A 25132-nucleotide genomic window follows, 5' to 3' on the forward strand; every position below is an offset into this window, starting at 1 on the left:
CATAGGTTGCTCTGAAAAATCTCACGGCGGAAAAAACAGACAGAAATATAGTGAATGTGGGGGGGGTATGACAGAAATATTTCAGCCCCCTCGCGTGCAATAGCACGAGAGGGGGGGAGGGGGGAAATTAGCCGGTATTACGCATACCTGCCGCCACGCCGGCGATGGTGACCATCAGCGCCTGTTCAACGCGAGGATCGGGGTCTTTGCCCTGTTGTTCTGTCAGTCGTGAACGGTGTAACAGCTCAGCCTGCAGGACGTTCAGCGGGTCGGTGTAGATATTACGTAACTGGATAGACTCCGCAATCCACGGGAGATCGGCCATCAGATGCGAATCGTTGGCAATCGCCAGCACCACTTTGATGTCCTCTTCCAGCAGTTCGCGCAGCTCTTTGCCCAGCGGCCACAGCTCTTTCGCCACCAGACGCTGATCGTAGTATTCCGCCAGCCACAAATCCGCTTTCGAGAACACCATTTCCAGCATGCCGAGACGCGTGGAGAAGAACGGCCAGTCGCGGCACATGGCTTCCAGTTCGCTCTGCTTACCATCTTCAACCACTTTTTGCAGCGCGGTACCGGCACCCAGCCAGGCTGGCAGCATCAGGCGATTCTGCGTCCAGGCGAAGATCCACGGAATGGCGCGCAGGGATTCCACCCCACCGGTCGGACGACGTTTCGCCGGACGCGAGCCGAGCGGCAGTTTGCCCAGTTCCTGTTCCGGCGTTGCGGAGCGGAAGTATGGGACAAAGTCTTTGTTTTCACGCACGTAGCCACGGTACAGGTCACAGGAGATGACCGAAAGTTCGTCCATGATATGACGCCAGTCGTCTTTCGGCTCTGGCGGCGGCAGCAGGTTCGCTTCCAGAATGGCGCTGGTATATAGCGACAGGCTGCTGACGGTGACTTCCGGCAGACCGTATTTGAAGCGGATCATCTCGCCCTGTTCGGTCACGCGCAGACCGCCTTTCAGGCTACCCGGTGGTTGTGAAAGCAGGGCGGCATGGGCCGGCGCGCCCCCGCGACCGATGGAGCCGCCGCGGCCATGGAACAGCGTCAGTTCGATACCGGCTTTCTCACAGGTTTTGATCAGCGCATCCTGCGCCTGGTACTGCGCCCAGGAGGCGGCCATTACCCCGGCGTCTTTCGCCGAGTCGGAATAGCCAATCATCACCATCTGTTTGCCCTGAATCAGACCGCGGTACCAGTCGATGTTCAGCAGTTGGGTCATGACATCGTCGGCGTTGTTCAGATCGTCGAGGGTTTCAAACAGGGGAGCCACCGGCATGGCGAAGCCAATTCCTGCCTCTTTCAACAGCAGATGCACGGCCAGCACGTCGGACGGCGTTTTTGCCATCGAAATGACGTAAGCGGCAATTGAACCTTTCGGCGCTTCAGCAATGACTTTACAGGTGTCGAGCACTTCACGAGTGTCATCACTCGGCTCCCAGTTGCGCGGTAGCAGCGGGCGTTTGGAGTTCAGCTCGCGGATCAGGAAGGCCTGTTTGTCCGCTTCTGACCAGCTTTCGTAATCCCCGATGCCGAGGTAGCGGGTCAGTTCACCCAGCGCTTCGGTGTGGCGGGTACTTTCCTGGCGGATATCAATACGTACTAACGGAACGCCAAAACATTTCACGCGACGGAGGGTGTCGAGCAGTTCACCGTTGGCGATAATACCCATGCCGCAGGCTTGCAGCGACCGGTAGCAGGCGTACAGTGGTTCCCACAGCTGTTCGTTTTGCGTCAGCAGACCTGCCGGTTTCGGCAGCTTCTCGCCTTTCAGACGCGCTTCCAGCCAGGCCTGGGTTGCCATCAGGCGCGCGCGCAGGTTTTTCATTAGATAGCGGTAAGGCTCCGATGCGCCTTCTTCGCCGACCATCGCTAACAGCTCCGGCGTGGCATCGACCATCGACAGCTCGGAAACCAGAACATGAATATCTTTCAGGAACAGGTCGGTTGCTTTCCAGCGACTCAGCAGCAGAACGTGGCGAGTGATATCCGCGGTCACATTCGGGTTGCCGTCACGGTCACCGCCCATCCACGAGGTGAAACGTACTGGAACGAAATCAACGGGTAGCTGGTAGCCCAGATTCTCTTCCAACTGTTCATTGAGTTCGCGTAAATAGTTCGGGACGCCCTGCCACAGGCTGTTCTCGACCACTGCAAAGCCCCATTTTGCTTCATCAACCGGGCTCGGGCGCAGCTTACGAATTTCATCGGTGTGCCAGGACTGGGCAATCAACTGGCGCAGACGACGCATCAGCTGGTGGCGTTCGTATTCAACGATATCGTTGTTATCGAGTTGCTTCAGACAGGCGTTGATTTCGCCCATTTTGTGGATCAGCGTGCGACGGGTAATTTCCGTCGGATGTGCGGTCAGCACCAGCTCCAGAGACAGCGACTCCACCGCTTTTTTGATGATGGCGTCGTTCAGGTCCGGCTGGCTTTTCAGCTTACGCAGGGTGCGGGCAATCACTTCCGGGTTGCTGGCGCCTTCGCCTTTTGGCGAACTGCTGTGATATTGCTCGGCGGTGTTGGCCAGGTTCAGGAACTGGCTAAATGCGCGTGCAACCGGCAGCAACTCGTCATTTGACAGATTTTGTAACGTGGTGAGTAACTCCTGGCGATGAGCTTCATTGCCAGCGCGTGAGGATTTAGACAGCTTACGGATTGTTTCTACGCGATCAAGAATGTTCTCTCCCAGCGCATCCTTGATGGTTTCTCCCAGCACTTTGCCGAGCATACTGACATTACTACGCAACGCGGAATATTGTTCGTTCATATTAACCCAGACACCCCATCTTTAATCTATGAGTCCTGTATCTTTCGCGCCACAGCGGCGTTGGCTGCGCTCGCCCACCCAGGTCACTTACTTATGTAAGCTCCCTGGGATAGCCTCGTTTGCCGCCTTGCTGTGACACGAAATCTTTCGGACTTTGTTTATTAGTCGTCTTTTATAAAGCCACGTAAAACCCGTGGCGTCAATTGCGGCGAAATCGGTTCAGCAAACGAATAAATGCGGGTAATTTACGAAATTTAATTCACATCCAGCCAGATAAGAAATGCTTATCGGAATGTGATAATGCATTGCCGGATGGCGCTACGCGTATCCGGCCTACAATCGGAGGTAGGCCGGGAAAGCCGGTTGTTCGATCAGTGCCAGCAAAAGTGATGAACGACCTGGGTGATTAATTCCCGAGTGGGTTTGATAAAGCGCGTCTCAAGGTATTCATCCGGCTGGTGCGCCTGATTGATAGAGCCCGGGCCCAACACCAGCGTCGGACACAGTGTCTGAATAAACGGCGCTTCGGTGCAGTAGTTCACCACATCCGTTTTCTCGCCCAGTAATTTCTCTACCACCTCAACAAGCTGATGGTCCGGCGGACACTCGTAACCAGGGATCGGCGGATGGAGCTCGGAAACCGTCAGACGACCCGGCCAGCGCTCGCTCACCGGTGCCAGAGCTTCCGTCAGCAGGCCATCCAGATCGCCCAGCGTCATCCCCGGCAGCGGACGGATATCCATATGCAGTTCACAGCAGGCGCATATGCGGTTTGACGCATCGCCACCGTGCAAACTACCCAGATTAAGAGTGGGATACGGCACGGTGAAAGCATCGTAGTGATAACGTTCCTTCAGGGCGTCGCGCAGTTGCATAATGCGACCAATCGCGTCGTGCATGAGTTCGATGGCGTTCACGCCGCGTGCCGGATCGCTGGAGTGACCGGACTGGCCCATCACCCGTACCGCCGTCGAAATATGACCTTTGTGAGCGCGAATCGGCTGTAGTGACGTGGGCTCACCGATGATTGCGCAATCCGGACGAATCGACGCGTTCTCCGAGAAGTAACGTGCCCCCGCCATGCTGGTCTCTTCATCTGCTGTCGCCAGGATGTAGAGCGGTTTTTTCAGTTGTGTCACATCGACGTCGCGAAGCGCGTCGAGAATAAAAGCGAAGAATCCCTTCATATCCGCGGTACCCAGACCGTAGAGCTTATTATCATGCTCGGTGAGGGTGAAGGGATCGCGCGTCCAGCGCCCATCGTCAAACGGCACGGTATCGGTATGGCCCGTGAGCAGTAAGCCGCCCGCTCCTTGTCCGGTACTGGCCAGCAGATTGAATTTATTGCGGGTTCCCGGGACCGGTTGAATCTCAACGTTGAAACCGAGATCGCTGAACCAACCCGCCAGCAGATTGATTAAAGACTCATTGCTCTGATCCAGTGCTTCTTCGGTCGCGCTGATGGACGGCGTGGCAATCAGCGCGCGGTAGATCTCGATAAATGGCGGTAAGTTCATTTTCATTGTTGACACACCTTAGGTCGTGATAGTATCAATATTCATGCAATAAATGTGCATAAAAATACATTAACGTTGAGCATAAAGGAACCTGATGTTGAATACGCTGATTGTAGGCGCTAGCGGTTATGCGGGCGCAGAGCTTGTAAGCTACGTGAATCGCCACCCTCATATGACCATAACCGCTTTGACCGTCTCAGCGCAAAGCAATGATGCGGGAAAGTTAATTTCTGATTTGCATCCACAGCTTAAAGGCATTGTCGATCTGCCATTGCAGCCGATGTCCGATATCAACGAGTTTACCGACGGCGTCGATGTGGTGTTTTTAGCCACCGCCCACGAGGTCAGCCATGACCTGGCGCCGCAATTTCTGGCTGCCGGTTGCGTGGTCTTCGACCTTTCCGGTGCCTTCCGCGTGAACGATGCCGGGTTCTACGAAAAATACTATGGCTTTACCCATCAGCATCCCGACCTGCTCGAACAAGCGGTTTACGGCCTGGCGGAGTGGAGTGCCGACAAACTGAAAGAAGCAAATCTGATTGCGGTGCCAGGGTGCTATCCCACGGCGGCGCAGCTCTCTTTGAAACCACTGATTGATGCCGGGCTGCTGGATTTGGCGCAATGGCCGGTGATTAACGCGACCAGCGGGGTGAGCGGAGCGGGGCGTAAAGCGGCGCTGTCCAACAGCTTCTGCGAAGTGAGCCTGCAACCGTATGGTGTGTTTACCCATCGTCATCAGCCAGAGATCGCCACCCATTTGGGGACGGAGGTGATTTTCACCCCGCATCTGGGCAATTTCCCGCGTGGGATCCTGGAAACAATCACCTGTCGACTACAGCCGGGCGTAACCTCGGCGCAGATCGCGCAGGTATTGCAGCAGGCGTATGCGGATAAACCGCTGGTGCGCCTGTATGACAAAGGCGTTCCGGCGCTGAAGAATGTTGTTGGGTTGCCGTTCTGCGATATCGGTTTCGCCGTACAGGGTGAACATTTGATTGTGGTGGCAACCGAAGATAACTTGTTGAAAGGCGCCGCCGCACAGGCAGTGCAGTGCGCCAATATCCGTTTCGGCTTTGCTGAAACGCAGTCTCTTATTTAAGGGTGCAATGATGAATCCATTAATTATCAAGCTGGGTGGCGTATTACTGGATAGCGAAGAGGCGCTGGAGCGTCTTTTTACCGCGCTGGTGAATTATCGCGAGTCGCATCAGCGTCCGCTGGTCATTGTGCACGGCGGCGGTTGTGTCGTTGATGAGCTGATGAAAGGGCTCAATCTGCCCGTGAAAAAGAAAAATGGCCTGCGCGTCACGCCTGCTGACCAGATCGACATCATCACCGGGGCGCTTGCGGGGACGGCGAATAAAACGTTGCTGGCCTGGGCGAAGAAACACCAGATTGCCTCTGTCGGCCTGTATCTTGGCGATGGCGATAGCGTAAAAGTGACTCAGCTCGACGAAGAGCTTGGACACGTTGGACTGGCGCAGCCGGGTTCGCCAACGCTGATTAACACGCTGCTGGATAATGGTTTTCTGCCGGTCGTCAGCTCGATTGGTGTGACGGAAGAAGGGCAGTTGATGAACGTGAACGCGGACCAGGCGGCGACGGCGCTGGCGGCAACGCTGGGGGCGGATTTGATTTTGCTTTCTGACGTGAGTGGTATTCTCGACGGTAAAGGTCAGCGCATTGCTGAAATGACCGCCGCGAAAGCGGAACAATTGATTGACCAGGGCATTATCACCGATGGCATGATTGTGAAGGTGAATGCCGCGCTGGATGCGGCGCGGACGCTGGGTCGCCCGGTGGATATCGCCTCCTGGCGTCATGCCGAGCAGCTCCCGGCGCTGTTCAACGGCACGCCGATTGGCACCCGTATTTTGGCTTAATTATTTTGTGCCCGATGGCGGCTATGCCTTATCGGGCCTACGAAAACACAACCTGTAGGCCGGATTAGCGCAGCGCCATCCGGCAATCAAGAAATTAAGGAAGCAAGTTATGGCACTTTGGGGTGGGCGTTTTACTCAGGCAGCAGATCAGCGGTTCAAACAGTTCAACGATTCGTTGCGCTTTGATTACCGTCTGGCGGAGCAGGATATTATTGGCTCTGTGGCCTGGTCCAAAGCGTTAGTCACCGTTGGCGTATTAACCGCTGACGAACAGCGTCAACTCGAAGAGGCGCTCAATGTTCTTCTGGAAGAGGTGCGCGCGAATCCTCAGCAAATCCTTGAAAGCGACGCGGAAGATATTCACAGCTGGGTTGAAGGCAAACTGATCGACAAAGTCGGGCAGTTGGGTAAAAAACTGCATACCGGGCGTAGCCGTAATGACCAGGTTGCTACCGATTTGAAACTGTGGTGCAAAGAGACGGTGACCGAACTGCTTACTGCTAATCGCCAACTGCAAAGCGCGCTGGTTGAGACAGCGGATAACAACCAGGATGCGGTAATGCCGGGATATACCCACCTGCAACGCGCACAGCCGGTGACGTTTGCGCACTGGTGCCTGGCCTATGTCGAAATGCTGGCGCGCGATGAAAGCCGCTTGCAGGACGCGTTAACGCGTCTGGACGTTAGCCCATTAGGCTGTGGCGCCCTGGCCGGGACCGCGTATGAAATCGATCGTGAACAACTGGCGAGCTGGCTGGGCTTTGCCTCGGCCACACGTAACAGTCTGGATAGCGTTTCCGATCGCGATCACGTGCTGGAACTGCTGTCCGACGCCTCTATCGGCATGGTGCATCTGTCGCGTTTTGCCGAAGATCTGATTTTCTTTAACACCGGTGAAGCGGGCTTTGTTGAGCTTTCCGATCGGGTCACCTCCGGCTCTTCCCTGATGCCGCAGAAGAAAAACCCGGATGCGCTGGAGTTGATTCGCGGTAAATGTGGTCGTGTGCAGGGCGCCTTGACCGGCATGATGATGACGCTGAAGGGGCTGCCGCTGGCGTATAACAAAGATATGCAGGAAGACAAAGAAGGCTTGTTCGACGCACTCGACACCTGGCTGGACTGTCTGCATATGGCTGCGCTGGTGCTGGACGGTATTCAGGTGAAACGTCCGCGTTGTCAGGAAGCGGCGCAGCAGGGTTACGCAAACGCCACCGAACTGGCGGATTATCTGGTGGCGAAGGGCGTCCCGTTCCGTGAAGCCCACCATATTGTGGGTGAAACGGTCGTTGAGGCGATTCGTCAGGGGAAACCACTGGAAGACCTGCCGCTCGCCGACTTGCAGAAATTCAGTGGCGTTATCGGCGATGACGTGTATCCAATCCTCTCTCTGCAATCGTGTCTGGACAAACGTGCGGCGAAGGGCGGGGTGTCTCCTCAGCAGGTCGCACAAGCTATCAGCTACGCGAAGGCGCGTCTCGCCTGACGATTATTCGGTTTCATTCAGTTCTGTAGGCTGGTTAAGGCATCAGCCGTCATCCGGCAACAGGATTTAAGAGCCTGGTACTACGCCAGGCTTTTTTGTGCCTCCAGCCACGTCTTACTGTCCGTAATAGGCAGTCGCGCCATGTTTCCTTAAAAAATGCTTATCCAGCAGCGTTTGCTGCATGGCGGTGAGCTGGGGTTCCAGTTGCTGTGTGAACAAATTCATATAGGCGATTTCTTCCAGCACCACCGCGTTATGCACGGCGTTGGACGGGTCTGTTCCCCACGCAAAAGGTCCGTGACTGTTTACCAGGACCGCAGGAATATCACGGGAAGAGATCCCTCGTTGTTGAAAAGTTTCAATAATCACCGTGCCGGTGTCGTATTCATAGCGTCCGTTGATTTCGTCATCCCGCATGGGGCGCGTACAAGGAATGGCGCCATAAAAGTAATCTGCGTGGGTGGTCCCCAGCGGCATTAAATCTTTCCCCGCCTGTGACCAGATGGTGGCGTGGCGAGAATGGGTATGAACGATACCGCCAATATCAGGAAAGGCCTGGTACAGCGCCAGGTGAGTATCCGTATCAGACGAGGGTTTTTTATTTCCTTCAACCACTCTCCCGCTGTGTATATCAATGACGACCATATCATCCAGACTCATGTCGTTATAGTCGACTCCCGAGGGTTTGATAACCATGAGTCCTTTTTCACGATCGATACCGCTGACATTACCCCAGGTAAAAGTGACCAGTTGGTGAACTGGCAGGGATAAATTAGCGTCAAGCACATTTTGTTTCAGTGTATTCATTCTGTACTCCTGAATTATCCTTTTTAATGTTTAAAGAAAGCGGAGGTGTACGCGTTCATTAATTTGTTTATAACGAAGTAATGGTAATTTAAATTACGCCGAATAAATAAGATGTAAAATACAGACCGTTGATAAAGGAGAATAAAACAGCGAAAATGGTCAAATTCGGAACTATTCGGGCATAAATTACACTTGCCTGTATGCCCGTTAATGCCCGATGAGGGGCTTTGTTGTGGGATTATGAAAACAAAAGAGGCGTAATATGTGATTTATATCGCTTTATTTTGCTTGTTGTTGTTTTTGTTGCATAAGGCTAAGTGGGTTGTATCACATCGCTGGTTGTGTGTTATTCCTGGAAAACGAACCTTGACACGACTCACTTTAATTCACGGTAAAAGGCCTGATTATATAGTCATGATGAAAGCTGTTGTTGCGAGTCGATATTATGCTGCAGGCAGAACGTTATAAAATGATTTGTGCTCATGTTCAGAAGCAAGGAGCAGTGCGCGTTACGGAACTGTCGCAATTATGTCAAGTATCGCAGGAAACGATTCGTCGGGATCTGACAAAACTGGAAAAAAATAAGAAACTGACCCGCAGCTTTGGGGGCGCTGTCTCTCTGGATGTTCCGGATATTACGTCGGTTGCGCTTGACGATAATACCTGGCAGGTAAGCAGTGTCGATCGCGCAGAGTCATTTCGTAAGCGCACAGAAGAACATCCTGATAGTAAAGCTAAAATCGCCAAAGCAGCACTGCAGTTTATTCATCCTGGCGACTGTATTTTAATGGATAACAGTAGTACCTGTTGGTTCCTGGCCCGACAAATTCCGGATATTGATATTACCGTTGTGACCAATTCGCTTCGTATTATTCAGGCGCTGGCTTGCCGGGATAAGGTCCGTATTATTGGCGTAGGTGGAGAATATTCTGAACGTCATGACGATTTCCATGGTCCCGTTGCGGAGAGCGCCATCAGGAACTTTCAGATTAACAGTTTCTTTTTTTCCTGTCAGGGACTGAATCTGGAAAATGGGATCCGTGATGGTAGTGAAATAAATGCCAGACTGAAGCAGGTTATGCTCCAGGTTTCGGCAAAAAAAATATTGATGGTTGACTCCAGTAAGTTCGAACAGTTTGCCTTTAGTAAAATATGTATGCTGGACGAAATTGATATTATGGTCACCGACAGTTGCCCTGACGAGCGCTACCGAAGTTTGCATCCACAATTAAATGTTGTCGAAATTAATAAGTCATAGATGTAAATCGTTTACTAAATAATTGAGGTCACCTCCTGATTATTTAGCCAATGCCAGAGAAAAGTCGAAATGAATAAAAGGTCAGGCTGATATTTTTATCGGGCTTTCCTGACATATAACACTATTTCTTAAGGAAATTGCGATGAAAAACTTACTCTTACCCTGCCTGATTACGGCTGTTTTAACGTCCACTGTGGCCTGGGCGGAACAACCCGCCACACCCCAAAAAGCAAACAAACCTTTTACGATGGGAGTCGTGGTCAAAGTTGGAGGCATTCCGTGGTTTAACGTAATGGAACAAGGCATTAAGGACGAAGGAAAAGCATTGGGCGTGAATGCCTGGCAAGTCGGGCCAACCACCGCGGATCCGGCTGAGCAGGTCCGCGCCATTGAAGATTTAATTGCCAAAAAGGTCGATGTGATTGGTGTGGTGCCAAATGATGCAAAAGTGCTGGAACCAGTGCTCAAGCGCGCTCAGGAAGCAGGTATCAAGGTCATTACTCATGAGTCGCCGAACCAGGCCAACGCGGACTGGGATTTTGAACTGTTGAATACCCAAACAATGGGTGCCAACCATATGAAAGATATGGCGAAATGTATGGGAGAAGAAGGTAAGTACGCCATGTTTGTAGGCAGCCTGACCGTTCCTCTGGTCAATGACTGGGCCGACGCCGCGATTGCATATCAAAAAGAACATTACCCCAAAATGACACTGGTGGAGGATCGTTTTGGCGTGGCGGAGTCCGTGGATGACTCGATGCGTACTGCCAACGACCTGATGTCCAAGTATAAAGATCTCAAGGGCATTATGTCGTTTGGCTCTCAAGGCCCGATCGGCGCTGGCCGCGCAATTGATAAGCGCAAGAAAAACGATGCAATTTGCGTATTTGGTACGTTCACGCCAGGTCAGGGAATTAAGTTGCTGGAAAAAGGGGCCATTGACGGCGGCTATATTTCTAACCCGATGACAGCAGGTAAAGTGTTTGTCCAGGTTGCGACAGCAATGATGAACGGCGAACCAATCAAAGATGGCGTAAAACTCGGCGATATGGGGGAAATTAGCGTGCAGAATAACACTATTCTGAGCGATAACCCGGAAAAACTCGATCCTGAAAACACCCGGCGTTTAGTGAAATTAGGTTTGTAATGTGTTTGCACCGCCGGGCCGTCGCTGGCCCGGTCATCCTTTAGTCGTTCAGGAGCAGCAAGATGCCTCATAGTGCAGAGCGAAAGATGGGTGAGCCGTTAGTGACATTGAAATCACTGACTAAAAGCTTTGGCGGCCATCAGGCATTAAAAAATATTGATCTCACGTTAAACAAAGGCGAAGTCCACTGCCTGGCGGGGGCGAATGGGTGCGGTAAAAGTACGTTAATAAAAACATTAAGCGGTGTGTATACCCCGGATACCGGCAGCGAAATTATTATTGATGATAAATCCTGGTCCAGACTTTCACCGGATAAAGCGCGCGAATTAGGCATTCAGGTGATTTACCAGGATCTCTCCTTATTCCCTAATCTGACGGTAGCGGAAAATATTGCCTTTGAATACAACCTGAAAGGTTATTTGCGTTGGCACAGGAAATATTATCTGAAAGCGGTATCGCAGAAAATAATCCAGGAATTGAATTTTAATCTTGATGTGGATGCGCTGGTTCAGCATTTGCCTATTGCCCAACGCCAGCAGGTGGCGATTTGCCGTGCGCTGGTTGCGGAAGCGCGGCTGGTTATTATGGATGAACCCACAGCGTCACTGACTCGCACTGAAGTTAACCAGCTTTTACGCACGGTGAATTATCTTCGCGAGAAAAATATTACGGTGGTTTTTGTCAGCCATCGTCTGGATGAAGTGAAAGAAATTTCCGACCGAATTACGGTTATTCGTGACGGCGAGATTGTCGGTACCTGGGCTGCAGATTTACTGTCGCCGGGGAGGATTACAGAACTGATGACTGGCAAAACCATCGTTCATCAGAAAAAGTTACCGAATAGCATTGGTGGAAAAGTCGTTCTTGAATTGAATCATTTAAGCCGGAAAGGACAATTTGACGATATTTCTTTCCAGCTTCATCAGGGCGAAGTATTGGGATTATGTGGTTTATTAGGTTCCGGGAGAACTGAACTGGCATTGAGTCTTTTTGGTATTACCCATCCGGATAGCGGTGATATTTATCTGGAGGGGAAAAAAGTAGTGATTGATGATAATACGCAAGCCGTAAAGCTGGGCATTGCCTATGTCTCTGAAGATCGTCTGACACTGGGCGCTGTTTTGCCGCAGTCGGTCAGTGACAATATGGTGCTCTCAATCCTCGAACGGTTAAAAACACCGTGGCAGTGCATTGATGAAAAGCGTCAGGCGACACTTGTTAAGGAGTGGATTCAGGATCTGGATATTAAAGTCACCGATCCGGATAACCCTCTGTCTACCCTTTCTGGTGGTAATCAGCAAAAGGTGGTGTTGGCGAAATGGATTTTAACGCGTCCGAAAGTCCTGATTCTCGATGCGCCAACCGTGGGTGTAGACATTGGCGCCAAAGACAGCATTTATCAGCTTATTCATCGACTTTCCGGTGTGGGTATTTCTGTATTGCTGATTACCGATGAAGCGTCAGAAGCGTATTACAACTGCGATCGTATTTTTCATATGCAGCGTGGAAGGATTATTAATGAACTGCTGCCTTCTGGTTATACCGAACAGCAACTCGCGGAGGTGATTAATGGCTAGTAGATTGCAACTCCGGTTTCCACGTTCGGTTGAAGGTTGGCTGGGGTGGGTCATTGTTCTGATGCTGGTGTTTTTTTCTCTGATGAGCGATGAGTTCCTGTCGATTCAGAATCTGCTGGATTTGACCGAAAGCTATGCCGTCACGGGCATTTTTGCTCTCGGCTTGTTTGTCGTCCTGGTGACCGGCGGCATTGATATTTCATTTGCCGCCGTCGCTTCCGTCGTGCAGTACGTAGTGGCGTCGTTGCTGCTCAATGGAATGATTGCCAACCCCTTGTTATGTCTTGGGCTGGCGATCGCGCTGGGCGTGATATTCGGTCTGATTAACGCTGTGCTCATTTATTACCTCAATGTAGTTTCCATCATTATCACGATCAGTATGCAGTCACTGCTGTTCGGCATGTTGATGTGGCTGACGAACGGCCACAGCATTTACGACTTACCCGACTGGTGGGTGACGCAGCGATCCCTTGTTAGCTTTGGGTTTGAAGAGGAAACATATCAGATTGGATTGCCGCTGGCGGTCATGTTGGGCATGGCCTGCGTCACCTGGATAGTCATGAATAAAACGCATATTGGACGCCAGCTTTATGCCGTGGGGGGCAGTACGGAGTCAGCGCGGCGAATCGGTATCCGGGTCTCACTGATTTATTTGTTCGCCTATGGCTATCTTGGTGCGGCGGCGGCGATTGGTGGAATGCTTCAGGCGTATCGTATGAGCGAGGTCGTTCCCAATGCGTTAGTCGGAGGGGAGTTGGATGTTCTGGCGGCGGCGGTGCTGGGTGGCGCGAGCTTATCCGGTGGGCGCGGTTCAGTGATTGGCACGCTGATGGGGGTGTTCCTTATCGGTATTCTCAAAAATGGTCTCAATCTGATCGGTGTGTCCAGCTACTTCGTCAATATCGTCATTGGGGTGGTCATTGTCTCGGCGATCTGCGTCACCCATTACAAAAAACGTAAAGAAACGGACGTTGGTTTCGTCTGACAGGGGGCTTGAAATGAAAAAAACGGTATTTTTACCCATCGATGGCACCAGCTCCGGTTTATTGGCGATCTGTTTTCTGTCGGTGGTGGCATTCAGTCTGGCGATGCCCGGACGGTTTTTTACCGATAATACGTTTCTGAGTATTGCCTTCCAGTTACCGGAACTCGGGCTGCTCACCTTCGCGATGTTTGTTCCCATGTTGAGCGGCGGGTTGAATCTGGCCATTATCGGTACCGCGAATCTGACCAGTCTGTTTATGGCCTGGCTGTTAATCCAGTTTGTACCGGCGGACGCCTCTGCGGCCTCGCAGCTAGGGTGGCTTTTTCTGGCGTTACTGGGAGCGATGATGATTGCCATCGCCATTGGTGCCATGACGGGGTTGATTATTTCGCGGGTCGGGGCTCACCCGATTTTGGTTACGCTGGGCAGCATGACAATCATCAGCGGTATCGGGATTTATCTCACGAAGGGGGCTGCGCTCAGTGGAATGCCGCCTATTGTCCGCAGTATTGGATCGCAAGTGATTTATGGCATTCCGGTGCCTATGGTGATCTTTATCGTCACGACGATCATGCTGGCGCTGTTCCTCGGAAAAACCCGCACCGGGAAAGTGATCTACATGTGCGGCAGCAATATCAATGCGACCTGGTTTAGCGGTATTCGGACTGACCGGGTACTGATTGCGATTTATGCCCTCTCCAGTTTGCTTTGCGTACTGGCCGGGCTCATTATGCTGGCCCGCTTTAACTCTGCGCGTATGGGTTATGGTGATTCTTATCTCTTACTGACCGTGCTGGCGATTGTACTGGGCGGCACCGATCCGTTCGGTGGCGTCGGAAAAGTCGGTCATGTCTTTTGCGCACTGTTGGTGCTCCAGGTGATCGCCACCGGATTAAGCCTGTCTGGACTCAGTCTGCATTTCAATCTGGCCGTTTGGGGGATGACATTGATCGCCGCCCTGGCATTCAAATTCTTTAAACAGAAATGGCAGGCGCGACGTGCCATGAATAACAGCCGGAAAGCCTTTCAACAACAACTGGCCACTCGCGAGGGAAGATAATGCGTAGCCATCCATTAGGTATTTATGAAAAGGCGCTCCCCAGGAACACCAGTTGGGTAGAAAAACTGGCACTGGCGAAATCATGCGGTTTCGATTTTGTTGAGATGTCAGTGGATGAAAGTGAGGAGCGTCTGGCCCGTCTGGACTGGTCGCTTGACGAACGCATGGAGATCATCAGCGCGATTCAAAAAACAGGGGTACGTATTCCGACGTTGTGTTTATCCGCTCATCGTCGATTCCCGTTCGGCAGCCACGATAGCGATATTCGCCAGCAAGCGCGGGCGATCATGCAAAAAGCATTGAGGCTGGCGCAGGACCTGGGAATTCGAACTATCCAGCTTGCCGGATACGACGTTTACTATGAACCGCAGAATGACGATACCATCGCCTTATTTGAAGCGGCGATGGGCTGGGTGGCAGAGCAGGCTGCGGCTGCGCAAGTGATGTGTGCGGTGGAAATTATGGATACGCCCTTTATCAATTCCATCAGTAAATGGAAAGTGCTGGATGCAAAAATCAATTCTCCGTGGTTTACCGTGTATCCGGACGTTGGCAATCTCACCGCATGGGGTAATGAACTGGAGAGTGAGCTGGCGAAAGGCATTGACCGGATTGCGGCTATCCATCTTAAAGATACGTTTCCGGTGACGCCCGAGTCTCCCGGTCAATTCCGCGATGTCCCCTTTGGTGAGGGCTGTGTGGACTTCGTGAAGTTATTCAGAATATTACGCCGACTGAATTACCGTGGCACGTTCCTGATTGAAATGTGGACAGAAAAATCTACCGAACCGTTACTGGAAATTATTCACGCGCGCCAGTGGATTGAAAATAAGATGCAGGCGGCGGGATGGTATGACGATCGGTCGCTTATCACAGGATAGAGAGAAGACAATGAGCCATCACTTTATGGGCATTGATTTGGGCGGCACCGTTACCAAGGCGGGTATCTATACTGCCGAGGGTCAGGAAATCGCGGTGGCTGCGCAGACCTTACCGTTACTCAGTCCACAGCCGGGATTTTGCGAGCGCGACATGGAAGACCTTTGGCGGGCAACCTGTGAGGTGATCCGGCGTGCATTGGCTGAAAGTCACCTGTCGGCGGAACAGATTCACGGGATTGGTTTTTCTTCACATGGCAAAGGCCTTTACCTGGTGGATAAATCAGGAAAGCCGGTACGCAACGGAATTGTCTCTTCGGATTCGCGGGCACAATCTTTGGTTGCTGCCTGGAAAGCGCAGGATATCGATCGACTGGCGTATCCGCTTAGTTTTCAGCAGTTGTGGCCGTCACATCCGGCGGCGTTGCTGAGGTGGTTGAAACAGCACGAACCGGAGAACTACGCACGTACGGGCTACGTATTGATGGCCCACGATTACATCCGTTATCGTCTGACGGGGGCGTTCACCTGCGAAGAGACCAACATTTCGGGCAGTCAGTTATTTAATTTGCAGCACAACGCTTTCGACCCAACGCTGTTTGCCCTGTTCGGCATAGAAGAGATGATGGAATGCCTGCCGAAGGTGATTGGCTCGGCAGAGCAGGCGGGGGCGCTCACGCCAGAGGCGGCTGCGTTATGTGGATTGAAAACAGGAACGCCGGTCTTTGGCGGGGTGTTTGATGTGGTTGGCGCCGCCATCACTTCTGGCGTCTATGACAGTACACAGTTAAGTGCCGTCGCCGGGACGTGGTCGATTGCCACCCGTGTTTTTGATGACATTATCCCGGCCAACTATCCGTATGTATGGGGAAAATTCAGTATTCCGGGACACTATTTCGCTCATGAAGGTAGTCCTACCTCTGCCAGTAATCTGACCTGGTTTATTCAGCACTTTTTCCCGGACTTACAGGATGATCATGACACACTCAACCACTGGGTGGCGCGTGGGTATGAGAAATCCGACAGCATTCTATTTTTCCCCTGGCTATATGGCTCGAATTATTGTGATTCATTACACGGCGGGTTCTTTGGGTTGGAAGGGCATCACAGCGCAGAGGACATGGTTTTCGCAATTTATCAGGGGATCGTGTTTTCACATTTATTGCATCAGGACAAGTTGCTGCAACTTAGCGAAGGAACTCAGACCATTCGTTTTACCGGCGGGCCCACGCATTCTCGCATCTGGATGCAGATGTTTTGCGATGCCAGTAATCTCCCGCTTGAGATTGTGGACGTGGCGCAGTCTGGCTGCCGGGCGGCGGCGATGTGTGCAACGGTAGGCGCAGGGGATTATACCGGCTTTGAGCAGGCGATAAATGCGACCCAGCCGCCAGTGATTCGTCTGGAGCCTGACGCAGAGAAGCATCAACTGTTACGCCGTCGGTTCGAACGATTCAAGCGTGTGGCTGAAGCCCTGAGTTCTATTGATTGCGAGTAAAATGGTGTACCTGATTCATCATCGCCTGGCGTAAAGCCAGGCTTTTTTGTGCAAAAAAAATGCGGACCACGGGGTCCGCAAAAGTTCACGTTGGCTTTAGTTATTTGGGTATGAGAGAGACTCTCAGAACGGGCAGTGGCTTCAAGGGTTAAACGAGACCGCTCCGTTTCTGTGATGGATTATCAGACAGAAAGCTTGATAGGGATAATCGTTCGTTGCTATGCTACCTATCGCCATGAACTATCGTGGCGATGGAGGATGAATAATGAATATTCGTGATCTTGAATACCTGGTGGCATTAGCCGAACATCGCCACTTCCGGCGCGCGGCGGACTCCTGTCATGTCAGCCAGCCAACGCTGAGCGGGCAAATCCGTAAGCTGGAAGATGAGCTGGGCGTGATGCTGCTGGAGCGTACGAGTCGTAAAGTGCTGTTCACCCAGGCGGGTTTACTGCTGGTGGATCAGGCACGCACCGTGCTGCGTGAGGTCAAAGTGCTCAAGGAGATGGCAAGCCAACAGGGCGAGACCATGTCAGGCCCACTGCACATTGGTTTGATCCCTACCGTGGGACCTTACCTGTTGCCGCATATTATCCCGATGCTGCATCAGACGTTCCCGAAGCTGGAAATGTATTTGCATGAAGCGCAGACCCATCAGTTGCTGGCGCAACTGGATAGCGGCAAACTTGATTGCGTGATCCTGGCACTGGTAAAAGAGAGTGAGGCCTTTATTGAAGTGCCGCTGTTCGACGAACCGATGCTGCTGGCGATTTATGAAGATCACCCGTGGGCAAATCGCGAATGCGTACCGATGTCCGATCTGGCCGGTGAAAAACTGCTGATGCTGGAAGACGGTCACTGCCTGCGCGATCAGGCGATGGGATTTTGTTTTGAAGCCGGGGCTGACGAAGACACCCACTTCCGCGCGACCAGTCTGGAAACGCTGCGTAACATGGTGGCGGCAGGAAGCGGTATTACCCTGTTGCCCGCGCTGGCGGTTCCGCAAGAACGCAAACGTGATGGCGTGGTGTATCTGCCCTGTATTAAGCCTGAGCCGCGTCGTACGGTGGGACTGGTTTATCGCCCGGGCTCACCGCTGCGCAGTCGCTATGAGCAACTGGCAGAGGCCATCCGTGGTGCGATGGATGGCCATTTCGACAAGGCGTTAAAAAAGGCGGTTTAAGCCATTTAATGCCGCTACCCGGTAGGCTTCCGCCATGGTCGGGTAGTTAAAGGTGGTGTTAACGAAGTACTCGATTGTGTTACCGCCACCTTTTTGCTCCATGATTGCCTGACCGATATGAATAATCTCGGCTGCGCGCTCGCCAAAGCAGTGAATTCCCAGAATCTCTTTCGTTTCCCGATGGAATAAAATCTTCAGCGTGCCCACGTTCATGCCAACGATTTGCGCGCGCGCCAGATGTTTAAACTGGGCACGTCCCACTTCGTAAGGCACTTTCATTGCAGTCAGCTGCTGTTCAGTTTTGCCAACGGAACTGATCTCCGGAATGGTGTAAATGCCGGTGGGGATATCTTCAATCAGGTGCGCGTTCGCTTCGCCTTTCACTAACGCCTGAGCGGCAATGCGTCCCTGGTCGTATGCAGCGGATGCCAGGCTCGGATAACCAATCACGTCGCCTACCGCGTAAACGTGCGGCAGTGCGGTCTGGTACATGCTGTTGACCTTGAGCTGCCCACGGCTGTCGGTTTCCAGACCGATATTCTGTAACGCCAGGGAATCGGTATTCCCGGTACGACCATTGGCATACAGCAGGCAATCGGCCTTTAGTTTCTTACCGGACTTGAGGTGCATGATCACGCCGTCGTCGCAGCCTTCAATCTTCTCATACTCTTCATTGTGGCGAATGACGACGCCGCTGTTCCAGAAGTGGTAAGAGAGGGAGTCGGACATCTCCTGGTCGAGGAACGCCAGCAGACGGTCGCGGGTGTTGATAAGATCAACTTTGACCTCCATTCCGCGGAAGATCGACGCATATTCACAGCCAATTACCCCCGCGCCATAAATGATTACGTGGCGAGGTTCATGGTGCAGGCTGAGAATGGAATCGCTGTCATAAATACGCGGGTGCGAGAAATCCACGTCTGCCGGATGATAAGGGCGCGATCCGCAGGCAATGACAAATTTCTCTGCCGTCAGGGTTTCAACCGTACCGTCATGGCATTCCAGCGCCAGCGTGTGTTCGTCAACAAAATGGGCGTTGCCCTGCAAGATTTCGCAGTGGTTTCGCTCATAAAAACCCTGTCGCATTCGCGTTTGCTGGTTAATCACGTTGTCGGCATGGTTAAGAATATCGGCGAATGAGGAACGAAGCAGGCGGGAATGATCGCTGTAAAGGGGGTTTTGATTGAATTCGATAATACGACTGACTGCGTGGCGGAGCGCTTTCGATGGGATGGTGCCCCAGTGGGTGCAACCGCCGCCAACGTTATGATAACGCTCGATAACGGCAACGCGAGCTCCTTGCTTAACCAGACCCATTGCAGCGCCTTCGCCGCCGGGGCCGGAACCTATTACTATGGCATCGTAATCGTAGGAATGTGGCATGGTAAGGCTTACCTGTTCTTATACATAAAAGCAACAGAATAGTAACATCATTGCCGGGATAACCCAATTATCGTTGTGCTTTTTTGCGAAGCTGAAGCACAAACTGCGCGTAAACAATCATTCACAAAGCGGAACAAGCAGATTAACTTTGAACTCTGGTATAGTGCCAGACAAGACATGTGGAAGGATTCAGACATCGTGATGGGCGTTAGAGCGCAGCAAAAAGAAAAAACCCGGCGTTCGCTGGTTGAAGCCGCATTTAGTCAATTGAGCGCGGAGCGTAGCTTCGCCAGTCTCAGTTTGCGTGAAGTCGCACGTGAAGCGGGCATTGCGCCAACCTCCTTTTATCGTCATTTCCGTGATGTTGATGAGCTCGGCCTGACCATGGTCGATGAAAGTGGCCTGATGCTGCGTCAGTTGATGCGCCAGGCTCGTCAACGTATTGCCAAGGGCGGGAGTGTGATCCGGACCTCGGTCTCTACATTTATGGAGTTCATCGGTAACAACCCCAACGCCTTCCGTTTATTATTGCGTGAACGTTCTGGCACCTCAGCGGCGTTCCGTGCTGCCGTTGCGCGAGAAATTCAGCACTTTATCGCGGAACTTGCAGACTATCTGGAAATCGAAAACCATATGCCGCGCGCGTTTACTGAAGCACAGGCAGAAGCGATGGTAACGATTGTCTTCAGCGCAGGCGCCGAGGCGCTGGACGTGGGCGCAGAACAGCGCCGACAGTTAGAAGAGCGACTGGTACTGCAACTGCGCATGATTTCGAAAGGCGCGTATTACTGGTATCGCCGTGAACAAGAGAAGATGCCCCTCATTCCGGGTAACGTGAAGGAAGAGTAATGAAACAGTCAGTTCAGGATAAAGGTACGCTGCTGCTGGCGCTGGTCGCTGGCTTGTCGATCAATGGCACATTCGCGGCGCTGTTTAGCTCCATCGTGCCGTTCTCTGTATTCCCGATTATCTCGCTGGTGCTGACGGTGTACTGTCTGCATCAACGTTATCAGAATCGCACCATGCCTGTGGGGTTACCGGGCCTGTCTGCCGCCTGCTTTATCCTCGGCGTTCTGCTTTATAGTACCGTGGTGCGCGCGGAGTATCCGGCTATCGGTTCCAACTTCTTCCCGGCGGTACTGTCGGTCATTCTGGTCTTCTGGATTGGCGTGAAAATGCGTAATCGCAAGCAGGAAGTGTCGGAATAAGCGCGGCGGACCGGATGAGACGCGGCGCGTCATCATCCGGTACTGGAAATCACTTCTCCGTCAACAACACCCCGCACTCCATGTGGTGCGTATACGGGAACTGATCAAACAGCGCCAGACGTGACACCTTGTGCGTCTGGCACAGTGTTTGCAGATTCTTACACAGCGTCTCCGGGTTGCAGGAGATGTACAGAATACGCGGATACGCCTGCACCATCTTCTCGGTTTCGCTGTCCAGGCCGCTACGGGGCGGATCGACAAAAATCGTTTCGCACTGATAGCTTTTCAGATCGATGCCTTGCAGGCGGTTAAACTCGCGCACGCCGTTCATCGCCTGAGTAAACTCTTCTGCTGCCATGCGGATAATCTGCACATTATCAATCTGGTTCGCCGCAATGTTGTACTGCGCGGCGGCAACGGACGGCTTGGCAATTTCAGTCGCCAGGACGCGATCAAAGTTACGCGCCAGCGCGAGTGAAAAGTTGCCATTTCCGCAGTACAGTTCAAGCAGGTCGCCTTTCGATGCGCGGGTGACATCCAGCGCCCACTCCAGCATCTGAATGTTCATTGCCGCATTGGGCTGTGTAAAACTGTTTTCGACCTGGCGGTAGATCATCTCTTTGCCCGCAACCGGCAAACGTTCGTCGATGTAATCCTGGTCCAGCGCGATTTTGGTTTTCGTCGCGCGGCCAATCAGATGCACATTCAGGTTCTGCGCACGCAGAGCTTCGCGCAACGCGTCGGCGGCTTCACGCCACTCGTCGTCCAGCTTTTTATGATACAGCAGCGAAACCACCGCCTGATTGCTCATGGTGGTGAGGTAATCAATCTGGAACAGCTTATGGCGCAGTACGTGATTGTCGCGTACGCCAGCGATCATCGCGGTCATTAACTGATTGATCAGTTCACTCGCCGCCGGGAAGCTGTCGACGCGGATCCGGCTTTTGCTCTGCTGATCAAAAATGATGTGATACAGGTCGTCGCCGTCGTGCCAGATGCGGAACTCCGCACGCATGCGGTAGTGGCTGACCGGCGAGCGAAACACTTCCGGAACCAGGTCAGAAAAGGGCGCCATCATACTCTGCAAGCGCACGACTTTCTCGGCGAGCTGCGCGTCATACTGTTCTGTCGGAAGGTGTTCGGGGGTCATGATGTATCCTGAAAAATATAAGTACGCGGGGATTGTAGGGATTGCACAACAGATGTCCAGACATTGATGACTTCCAATATTTAACAAACGCGCTGGACAGTAAGATGTTACAAACTGTAGCATCCGTGTGCCGGTCCTGTGAGTTAATAGGGAATCCAGTGTAAATCTGGAGCTGACGCGCAGCGGTAAGGAAAGGTGAAATGAGAGCGTAAGCAGACACTGCCCTCGGGTGGGAAGTCTTCATTTCTATTATCTCTGACGGGGATAACCTTCCAAGCCCGAAGACCTGCCGGCTTACGTCGCAACTGGTTTTCATCATCGCGTACTATCGGTGGGACCTGCGGCATCCTTCTTATATTGTGGATGCTTTACAATGATTAAAAAAACATCGCTGTTGACGGCGCTCTCCGTCACGGCCTTTTCGGGTTGGGCACAGGATGCCACCCCTGACACGCTTGTCGTGACAGCAAATCGTTTTCAACAACCTGTTAATACCGTTCTGGCTCCTACAGATATCGTTACCCGTGAGGATATCGAACGCTGGCAGTCCCGAACCGTTCTGGATGTCATGCGCCGTCTGCCTGGCGTGGATGTCGCTCAGAATGGCGGCATGGGGCAAAGTTCTTCTCTGTTTGTGCGAGGGACTGAAGCGAAACACGTGCTGGTGTTAGTGGACGGTATTCCGGTCGCCCGTCCGGGCATTTCGAATAACTCCGATATTGATCAGATCCCTGTTTCGCTGGTGCAGCGCATCGAATATATCCGCGGCCCGCGTTCAGCGATTTATGGTTCCGGTGCGATTGGCGGCGTGGTGAACATCATCACCATGACGGGTGAGGAGCGCTCGCAGATCAATGCGGGCGTGGGGTCAAAAGGTTATCAGCAATATGACGGCACTTACCGCCAACGTTTTGGCGATACCGTGGTAACCGCGGCCGGGTCTTATCAGACCACCAAAGGCTTCGACGTTCAGCCGCGCTCCAGCTACAGCGGCGATAGCGATCGCGATGGCTATCGTAATAAGCTGTTCTGGGGAGGCGTTGAGCACAAATTTAACGATCAATTCGATGGTTACTTTCGTGGCTACGGCTATGCCAGTAATGCCGATTATGACCAGGGGAACTGGGGTTATGACGGCGGAAACGACGAGCATCAGAATTACACCCAGTCGTGGGATACAGGGCTGCGCTTCAATTCCGGTATCTACTCTTCGCAACTGGTCGCCAATTACCAGCGTATTAAGGACTATAACTACAGCAGCCTGAACGGGCGCTATGCGACCGGTTATAGCCTTGATGATATGGAACAGCGCTACGTCCAGTGGGGCAACAACGTTGTTGTCGGACACGGCGCTGTCAGTGCCGGTGCCGACTGGAAGCAAGAAAAGCTGATGTCCTTTGGCGAGTATGGGACAGACAACTATAAACGTGATAACACGGGGCTCTATCTCACCGGGCAACAGCAGGTTGATAGCGTGACCCTGGAAGCATCTGGTCGTGAAGACCATGACGACCAGTTTGGCTGGCATGGCACCTGGCAAACGGCGGCGGGCTGGCAGTTTGTTGATGACTATAAAGTAACGCTCTCTTACGGCACTGGCTTCCTTGCGCCTTCATTGGGGCAGCAGTTTGGTGCGGAGCGTTTTGGCATTGCCTCTAACCCTAATCTGAAGCCGGAAGAGTCGAAGCAGTGGGAAGCCGGGCTGGAAGGGCTAACAGGTCCGCTTGACTGGCGCCTGTCGACCTATCGCTACAAAATTCAGAATCTGATCGACTACAACAACAATACCTACTTCAACGTCAATTCCGCGACCATCAAAGGGCTGGAATGGACGGGGAACCTGACGACCGGGCCGGTCGATCATCGCTTAACGTTGCAGTATGTTGATCCGCGTGATGATGAAACCGATCAGCAGCTATACCGCCGCGCTAAACAGCAGGTGAAGTATGAGCTGAGCGGACAGGTCTACGATCTGGGCTGGGATGTGACCTATCAGTATATTGGCGAGCGTTATGATTACGACTACGACAATGCCCGTAAGGTAAAAATGGGCGGGCTGAGCGTATGGGACATCGGACTTTCATATCCAGTCACCTCACATCTCACAGTTCGTGGTAAAATAGCCAACCTGTTCGACAAAGATTACGAGACAGTTTATGGCTACCAAACTGCAGGACGGGAATACACCTTGTCTGGCAGCTACACCTTCTGATCCACGCCCCACCGTGCTGGTATTTGATTCCGGTGTTGGTGGGTTGTCGGTCTATGATGAGATTCGGCATCTCCTGCCGGATCTCCACTATATCTATGCTTTCGATAACGTGGCTTTTCCTTACGGGGAAAAAAGTGAGGCATTTATCGTTGAGCGCGTTGTTGAGATCGTGACGGCGGTACAGCAGCATTATCCTCTCTCCCTGGCGGTTATCGCCTGTAACACGGCCAGTACGGTCTCCCTTCCAGCCTTGCGTGAGAAGTTCGCCTTTCCCGTTGTGGGCGTAGTGCCAGCAATCAAACCGGCGGCGCGTCTGACGGCGAATGGTATTGTCGGGTTACTGGCAACACGTGGGACGGTGAAACGTCCTTATACGCATGAGTTGATTGCGCGCTTTGCGAATGAATGCCAGATCGCTATGTTGGGATCTGCGGAACTGGTGGAACTGGCGGAAGCGAAACTGCACGGCGAGCCGGTGCCGCTGGAAGAGCTGCAACGGATCCTGCGTCCGTGGCTGCGGATGCCGGAACCCCCTGATACGGTGGTACTCGGCTGCACCCATTTCCCTCTGTTACAGGAAGAACTCTTACAGGTTCTGCCTGAAGGGACGCGACTGGTAGATTCCGGAGCGGCCATTGCGCGTCGCACCGCCTGGTTACTGGAACATGAAGCGCCGGATGCGAAATCAGCAGATGCCAATATTGCCTATTGCATGGCGATGACGCCGGAAACTGAGCAATTATTACCCGTTTTGCAGCGTTACGGCTTTGAATCGCTCGAAAAACTGACGGTTTAAACCTGTTTTGGATAAATATTACGCACTCGGAAAATTATTTTAAATTTCCCCTTGTCAGCCCGAAATAACTCCCTATAATGCGCCTCCACTGACACGGAACAACGGCACGCAAGCCGCCGGGTCAGCGGGGTTCTCCGGTGAAAACCAGTGATGAACACCCACAGAGAAAAGCAAAATAAAGAGGAAAACGTAATATACGGGACCTCGCGACAGAGCGCTAAAGCGCGTCGCAACTGCTCTTTAACAATTTATCAGACAATCTGTGTGGGCACTCAAAGTGACATGGATTCTTAACGTCGCAAGACGAAAAATGAATACCAAGTCTCAA

Annotated in this window: 20 protein-coding genes and 1 riboswitch; of the genes, 15 read left to right on the forward strand and 5 right to left on the reverse strand. The window is 52.5% G+C overall.

The annotated features are described in order from the left end of the window. Positions 1-127: 127 nt before the first annotated feature. Together ppc and argE are read right to left on the reverse strand one after the other, a co-directional pair. Positions 128-2779 carry a phosphoenolpyruvate carboxylase gene (gene ppc / locus KE671_RS21100; protein ID WP_206164604.1) on the reverse strand — a complete coding sequence of 884 codons (2652 nt, stop codon included), beginning with the start codon at positions 2777-2779 and terminating at the stop codon, positions 128-130. Positions 2780-3150: 371 nt separating this feature from the next. Further along, positions 3151-4302 (reverse strand): acetylornithine deacetylase, encoded by a 1152-nt coding sequence (argE, locus tag KE671_RS21105; protein ID WP_206164605.1) that lies wholly within the window; start codon positions 4300-4302, stop codon positions 3151-3153. Positions 4303-4390: 88 nt separating this feature from the next. Between argE and argC the strand changes: the two genes are divergently transcribed. The 3 genes from argC to argH all read left to right on the forward strand — a co-directional run bounded on the left by argC (position 4391) and on the right by argH (position 7662). Further along, positions 4391-5395 carry an N-acetyl-gamma-glutamyl-phosphate reductase gene (gene argC, locus KE671_RS21110; RefSeq protein WP_206164606.1) on the forward strand — a complete coding sequence of 335 codons (1005 nt, stop codon included), beginning with the start codon at positions 4391-4393 and terminating at the stop codon, positions 5393-5395. Between the two features lie 7 nt (positions 5396-5402). Beyond that, complete coding sequence (argB, locus tag KE671_RS21115) at positions 5403-6179, forward strand: acetylglutamate kinase (protein WP_206164607.1); 777 nt, start codon at positions 5403-5405, stop codon at positions 6177-6179. A gap of 109 nt (positions 6180-6288) precedes the next feature. Then, entirely contained in the window at positions 6289-7662 is a 1374-nt protein-coding gene (gene argH / locus KE671_RS21120) for an argininosuccinate lyase (RefSeq protein ID WP_206164608.1), read from the forward strand. 114 nt (positions 7663-7776) lie between these two features. Here argH and araD read toward each other — a convergent pair whose 3' ends face one another. Next, entirely contained in the window at positions 7777-8469 is a 693-nt protein-coding gene (gene araD / locus KE671_RS21125; protein WP_206164609.1) for an L-ribulose-5-phosphate 4-epimerase, read from the reverse strand. 445 nt (positions 8470-8914) lie between these two features. Between araD and KE671_RS21130 the strand changes: the two genes are divergently transcribed. The 8 genes from KE671_RS21130 to oxyR all read left to right on the forward strand — a co-directional run bounded on the left by KE671_RS21130 (position 8915) and on the right by oxyR (position 18055). After that, complete coding sequence (locus tag KE671_RS21130) at positions 8915-9727, forward strand: DeoR/GlpR family DNA-binding transcription regulator (RefSeq protein ID WP_206164610.1); 813 nt, start codon at positions 8915-8917, stop codon at positions 9725-9727. Positions 9728-9869: 142 nt separating this feature from the next. After that, complete coding sequence (locus tag KE671_RS21135; protein ID WP_206164611.1) at positions 9870-10874, forward strand: substrate-binding domain-containing protein; 1005 nt, start codon at positions 9870-9872, stop codon at positions 10872-10874. Between the two features lie 62 nt (positions 10875-10936). Continuing rightward, positions 10937-12451, forward strand: a complete 1515-nt coding sequence (locus KE671_RS21140; RefSeq protein ID WP_206164612.1) for a sugar ABC transporter ATP-binding protein — start codon at positions 10937-10939, stop codon at positions 12449-12451. After that, positions 12444-13436 carry an ABC transporter permease gene (locus KE671_RS21145; protein WP_206164613.1) on the forward strand — a complete coding sequence of 331 codons (993 nt, stop codon included), beginning with the start codon at positions 12444-12446 and terminating at the stop codon, positions 13434-13436. Before KE671_RS21140 ends, KE671_RS21145 begins: the two co-directional genes overlap by 8 nt. Positions 13437-13449: 13 nt before the next feature. Beyond that, positions 13450-14496, forward strand: coding sequence for an ABC transporter permease (locus tag KE671_RS21150; protein WP_206164614.1), 1047 nt, complete (start codon positions 13450-13452; stop codon positions 14494-14496). Then, complete coding sequence (locus tag KE671_RS21155; protein WP_206164615.1) at positions 14496-15377, forward strand: L-ribulose-5-phosphate 3-epimerase; 882 nt, start codon at positions 14496-14498, stop codon at positions 15375-15377. The genes KE671_RS21150 and KE671_RS21155 overlap by 1 nt, the downstream gene beginning before the upstream one ends. 10 nt (positions 15378-15387) lie before the next feature. Further along, the gene (locus KE671_RS21160) at positions 15388-16872 is read left to right on the forward strand and encodes an FGGY-family carbohydrate kinase (protein WP_206164616.1); all 1485 of its coding nucleotides are present in this window, start codon (positions 15388-15390) and stop codon (positions 16870-16872) included. A gap of 265 nt (positions 16873-17137) precedes the next feature. Next, positions 17138-18055, forward strand: a complete 918-nt coding sequence (oxyR, locus tag KE671_RS21165) for a DNA-binding transcriptional regulator OxyR (protein ID WP_042998960.1) — start codon at positions 17138-17140, stop codon at positions 18053-18055. Here oxyR and sthA read toward each other — a convergent pair. After that, on the reverse strand, positions 18038-19438 hold the full coding sequence (sthA, locus tag KE671_RS21170; protein ID WP_042325654.1) for a Si-specific NAD(P)(+) transhydrogenase: 1401 nt from the start codon (positions 19436-19438) through the stop codon (positions 18038-18040). The genes oxyR and sthA overlap by 18 nt on opposite strands. Before the next feature lie 198 nt (positions 19439-19636). Between sthA and fabR the strand changes: the two genes are divergently transcribed. Together fabR and KE671_RS21180 are read left to right on the forward strand one after the other, a co-directional pair. Beyond that, the gene (gene fabR, locus KE671_RS21175; RefSeq protein ID WP_043001797.1) at positions 19637-20287 is read left to right on the forward strand and encodes an HTH-type transcriptional repressor FabR; all 651 of its coding nucleotides are present in this window, start codon (positions 19637-19639) and stop codon (positions 20285-20287) included. Then, entirely contained in the window at positions 20287-20646 is a 360-nt protein-coding gene (locus KE671_RS21180) for a YijD family membrane protein (protein WP_206164617.1), read from the forward strand. Before fabR ends, KE671_RS21180 begins: the two co-directional genes overlap by 1 nt. Positions 20647-20695: 49 nt before the next feature. On the opposite strand, the gene trmA is transcribed toward KE671_RS21180, so the two are convergent. After that, positions 20696-21796, reverse strand: coding sequence for a tRNA (uridine(54)-C5)-methyltransferase TrmA (gene trmA, locus KE671_RS21185; RefSeq protein ID WP_206164618.1), 1101 nt, complete (start codon positions 21794-21796; stop codon positions 20696-20698). Between the two features lie 114 nt (positions 21797-21910). Continuing rightward, a riboswitch (cobalamin riboswitch) is annotated at positions 21911-22104 on the forward strand. 65 nt (positions 22105-22169) lie between these two features. Here trmA and btuB point away from each other — a divergent pair. Both btuB and murI read left to right on the forward strand, forming a co-directional pair. Beyond that, the gene (gene btuB, locus KE671_RS21190) at positions 22170-24008 is read left to right on the forward strand and encodes a TonB-dependent vitamin B12 receptor BtuB (protein ID WP_206164619.1); all 1839 of its coding nucleotides are present in this window, start codon (positions 22170-22172) and stop codon (positions 24006-24008) included. After that, positions 23953-24804, forward strand: a complete 852-nt coding sequence (murI, locus tag KE671_RS21195; protein WP_206164620.1) for a glutamate racemase — start codon at positions 23953-23955, stop codon at positions 24802-24804. The genes btuB and murI overlap by 56 nt, the downstream gene beginning before the upstream one ends. Positions 24805-25132: the final 328 nt, after the last annotated feature.

The organism is Citrobacter amalonaticus, assembly GCF_018252635.1.
Taxonomy (GTDB): domain Bacteria; phylum Pseudomonadota; class Gammaproteobacteria; order Enterobacterales; family Enterobacteriaceae; genus Citrobacter_A; species Citrobacter_A amalonaticus_E.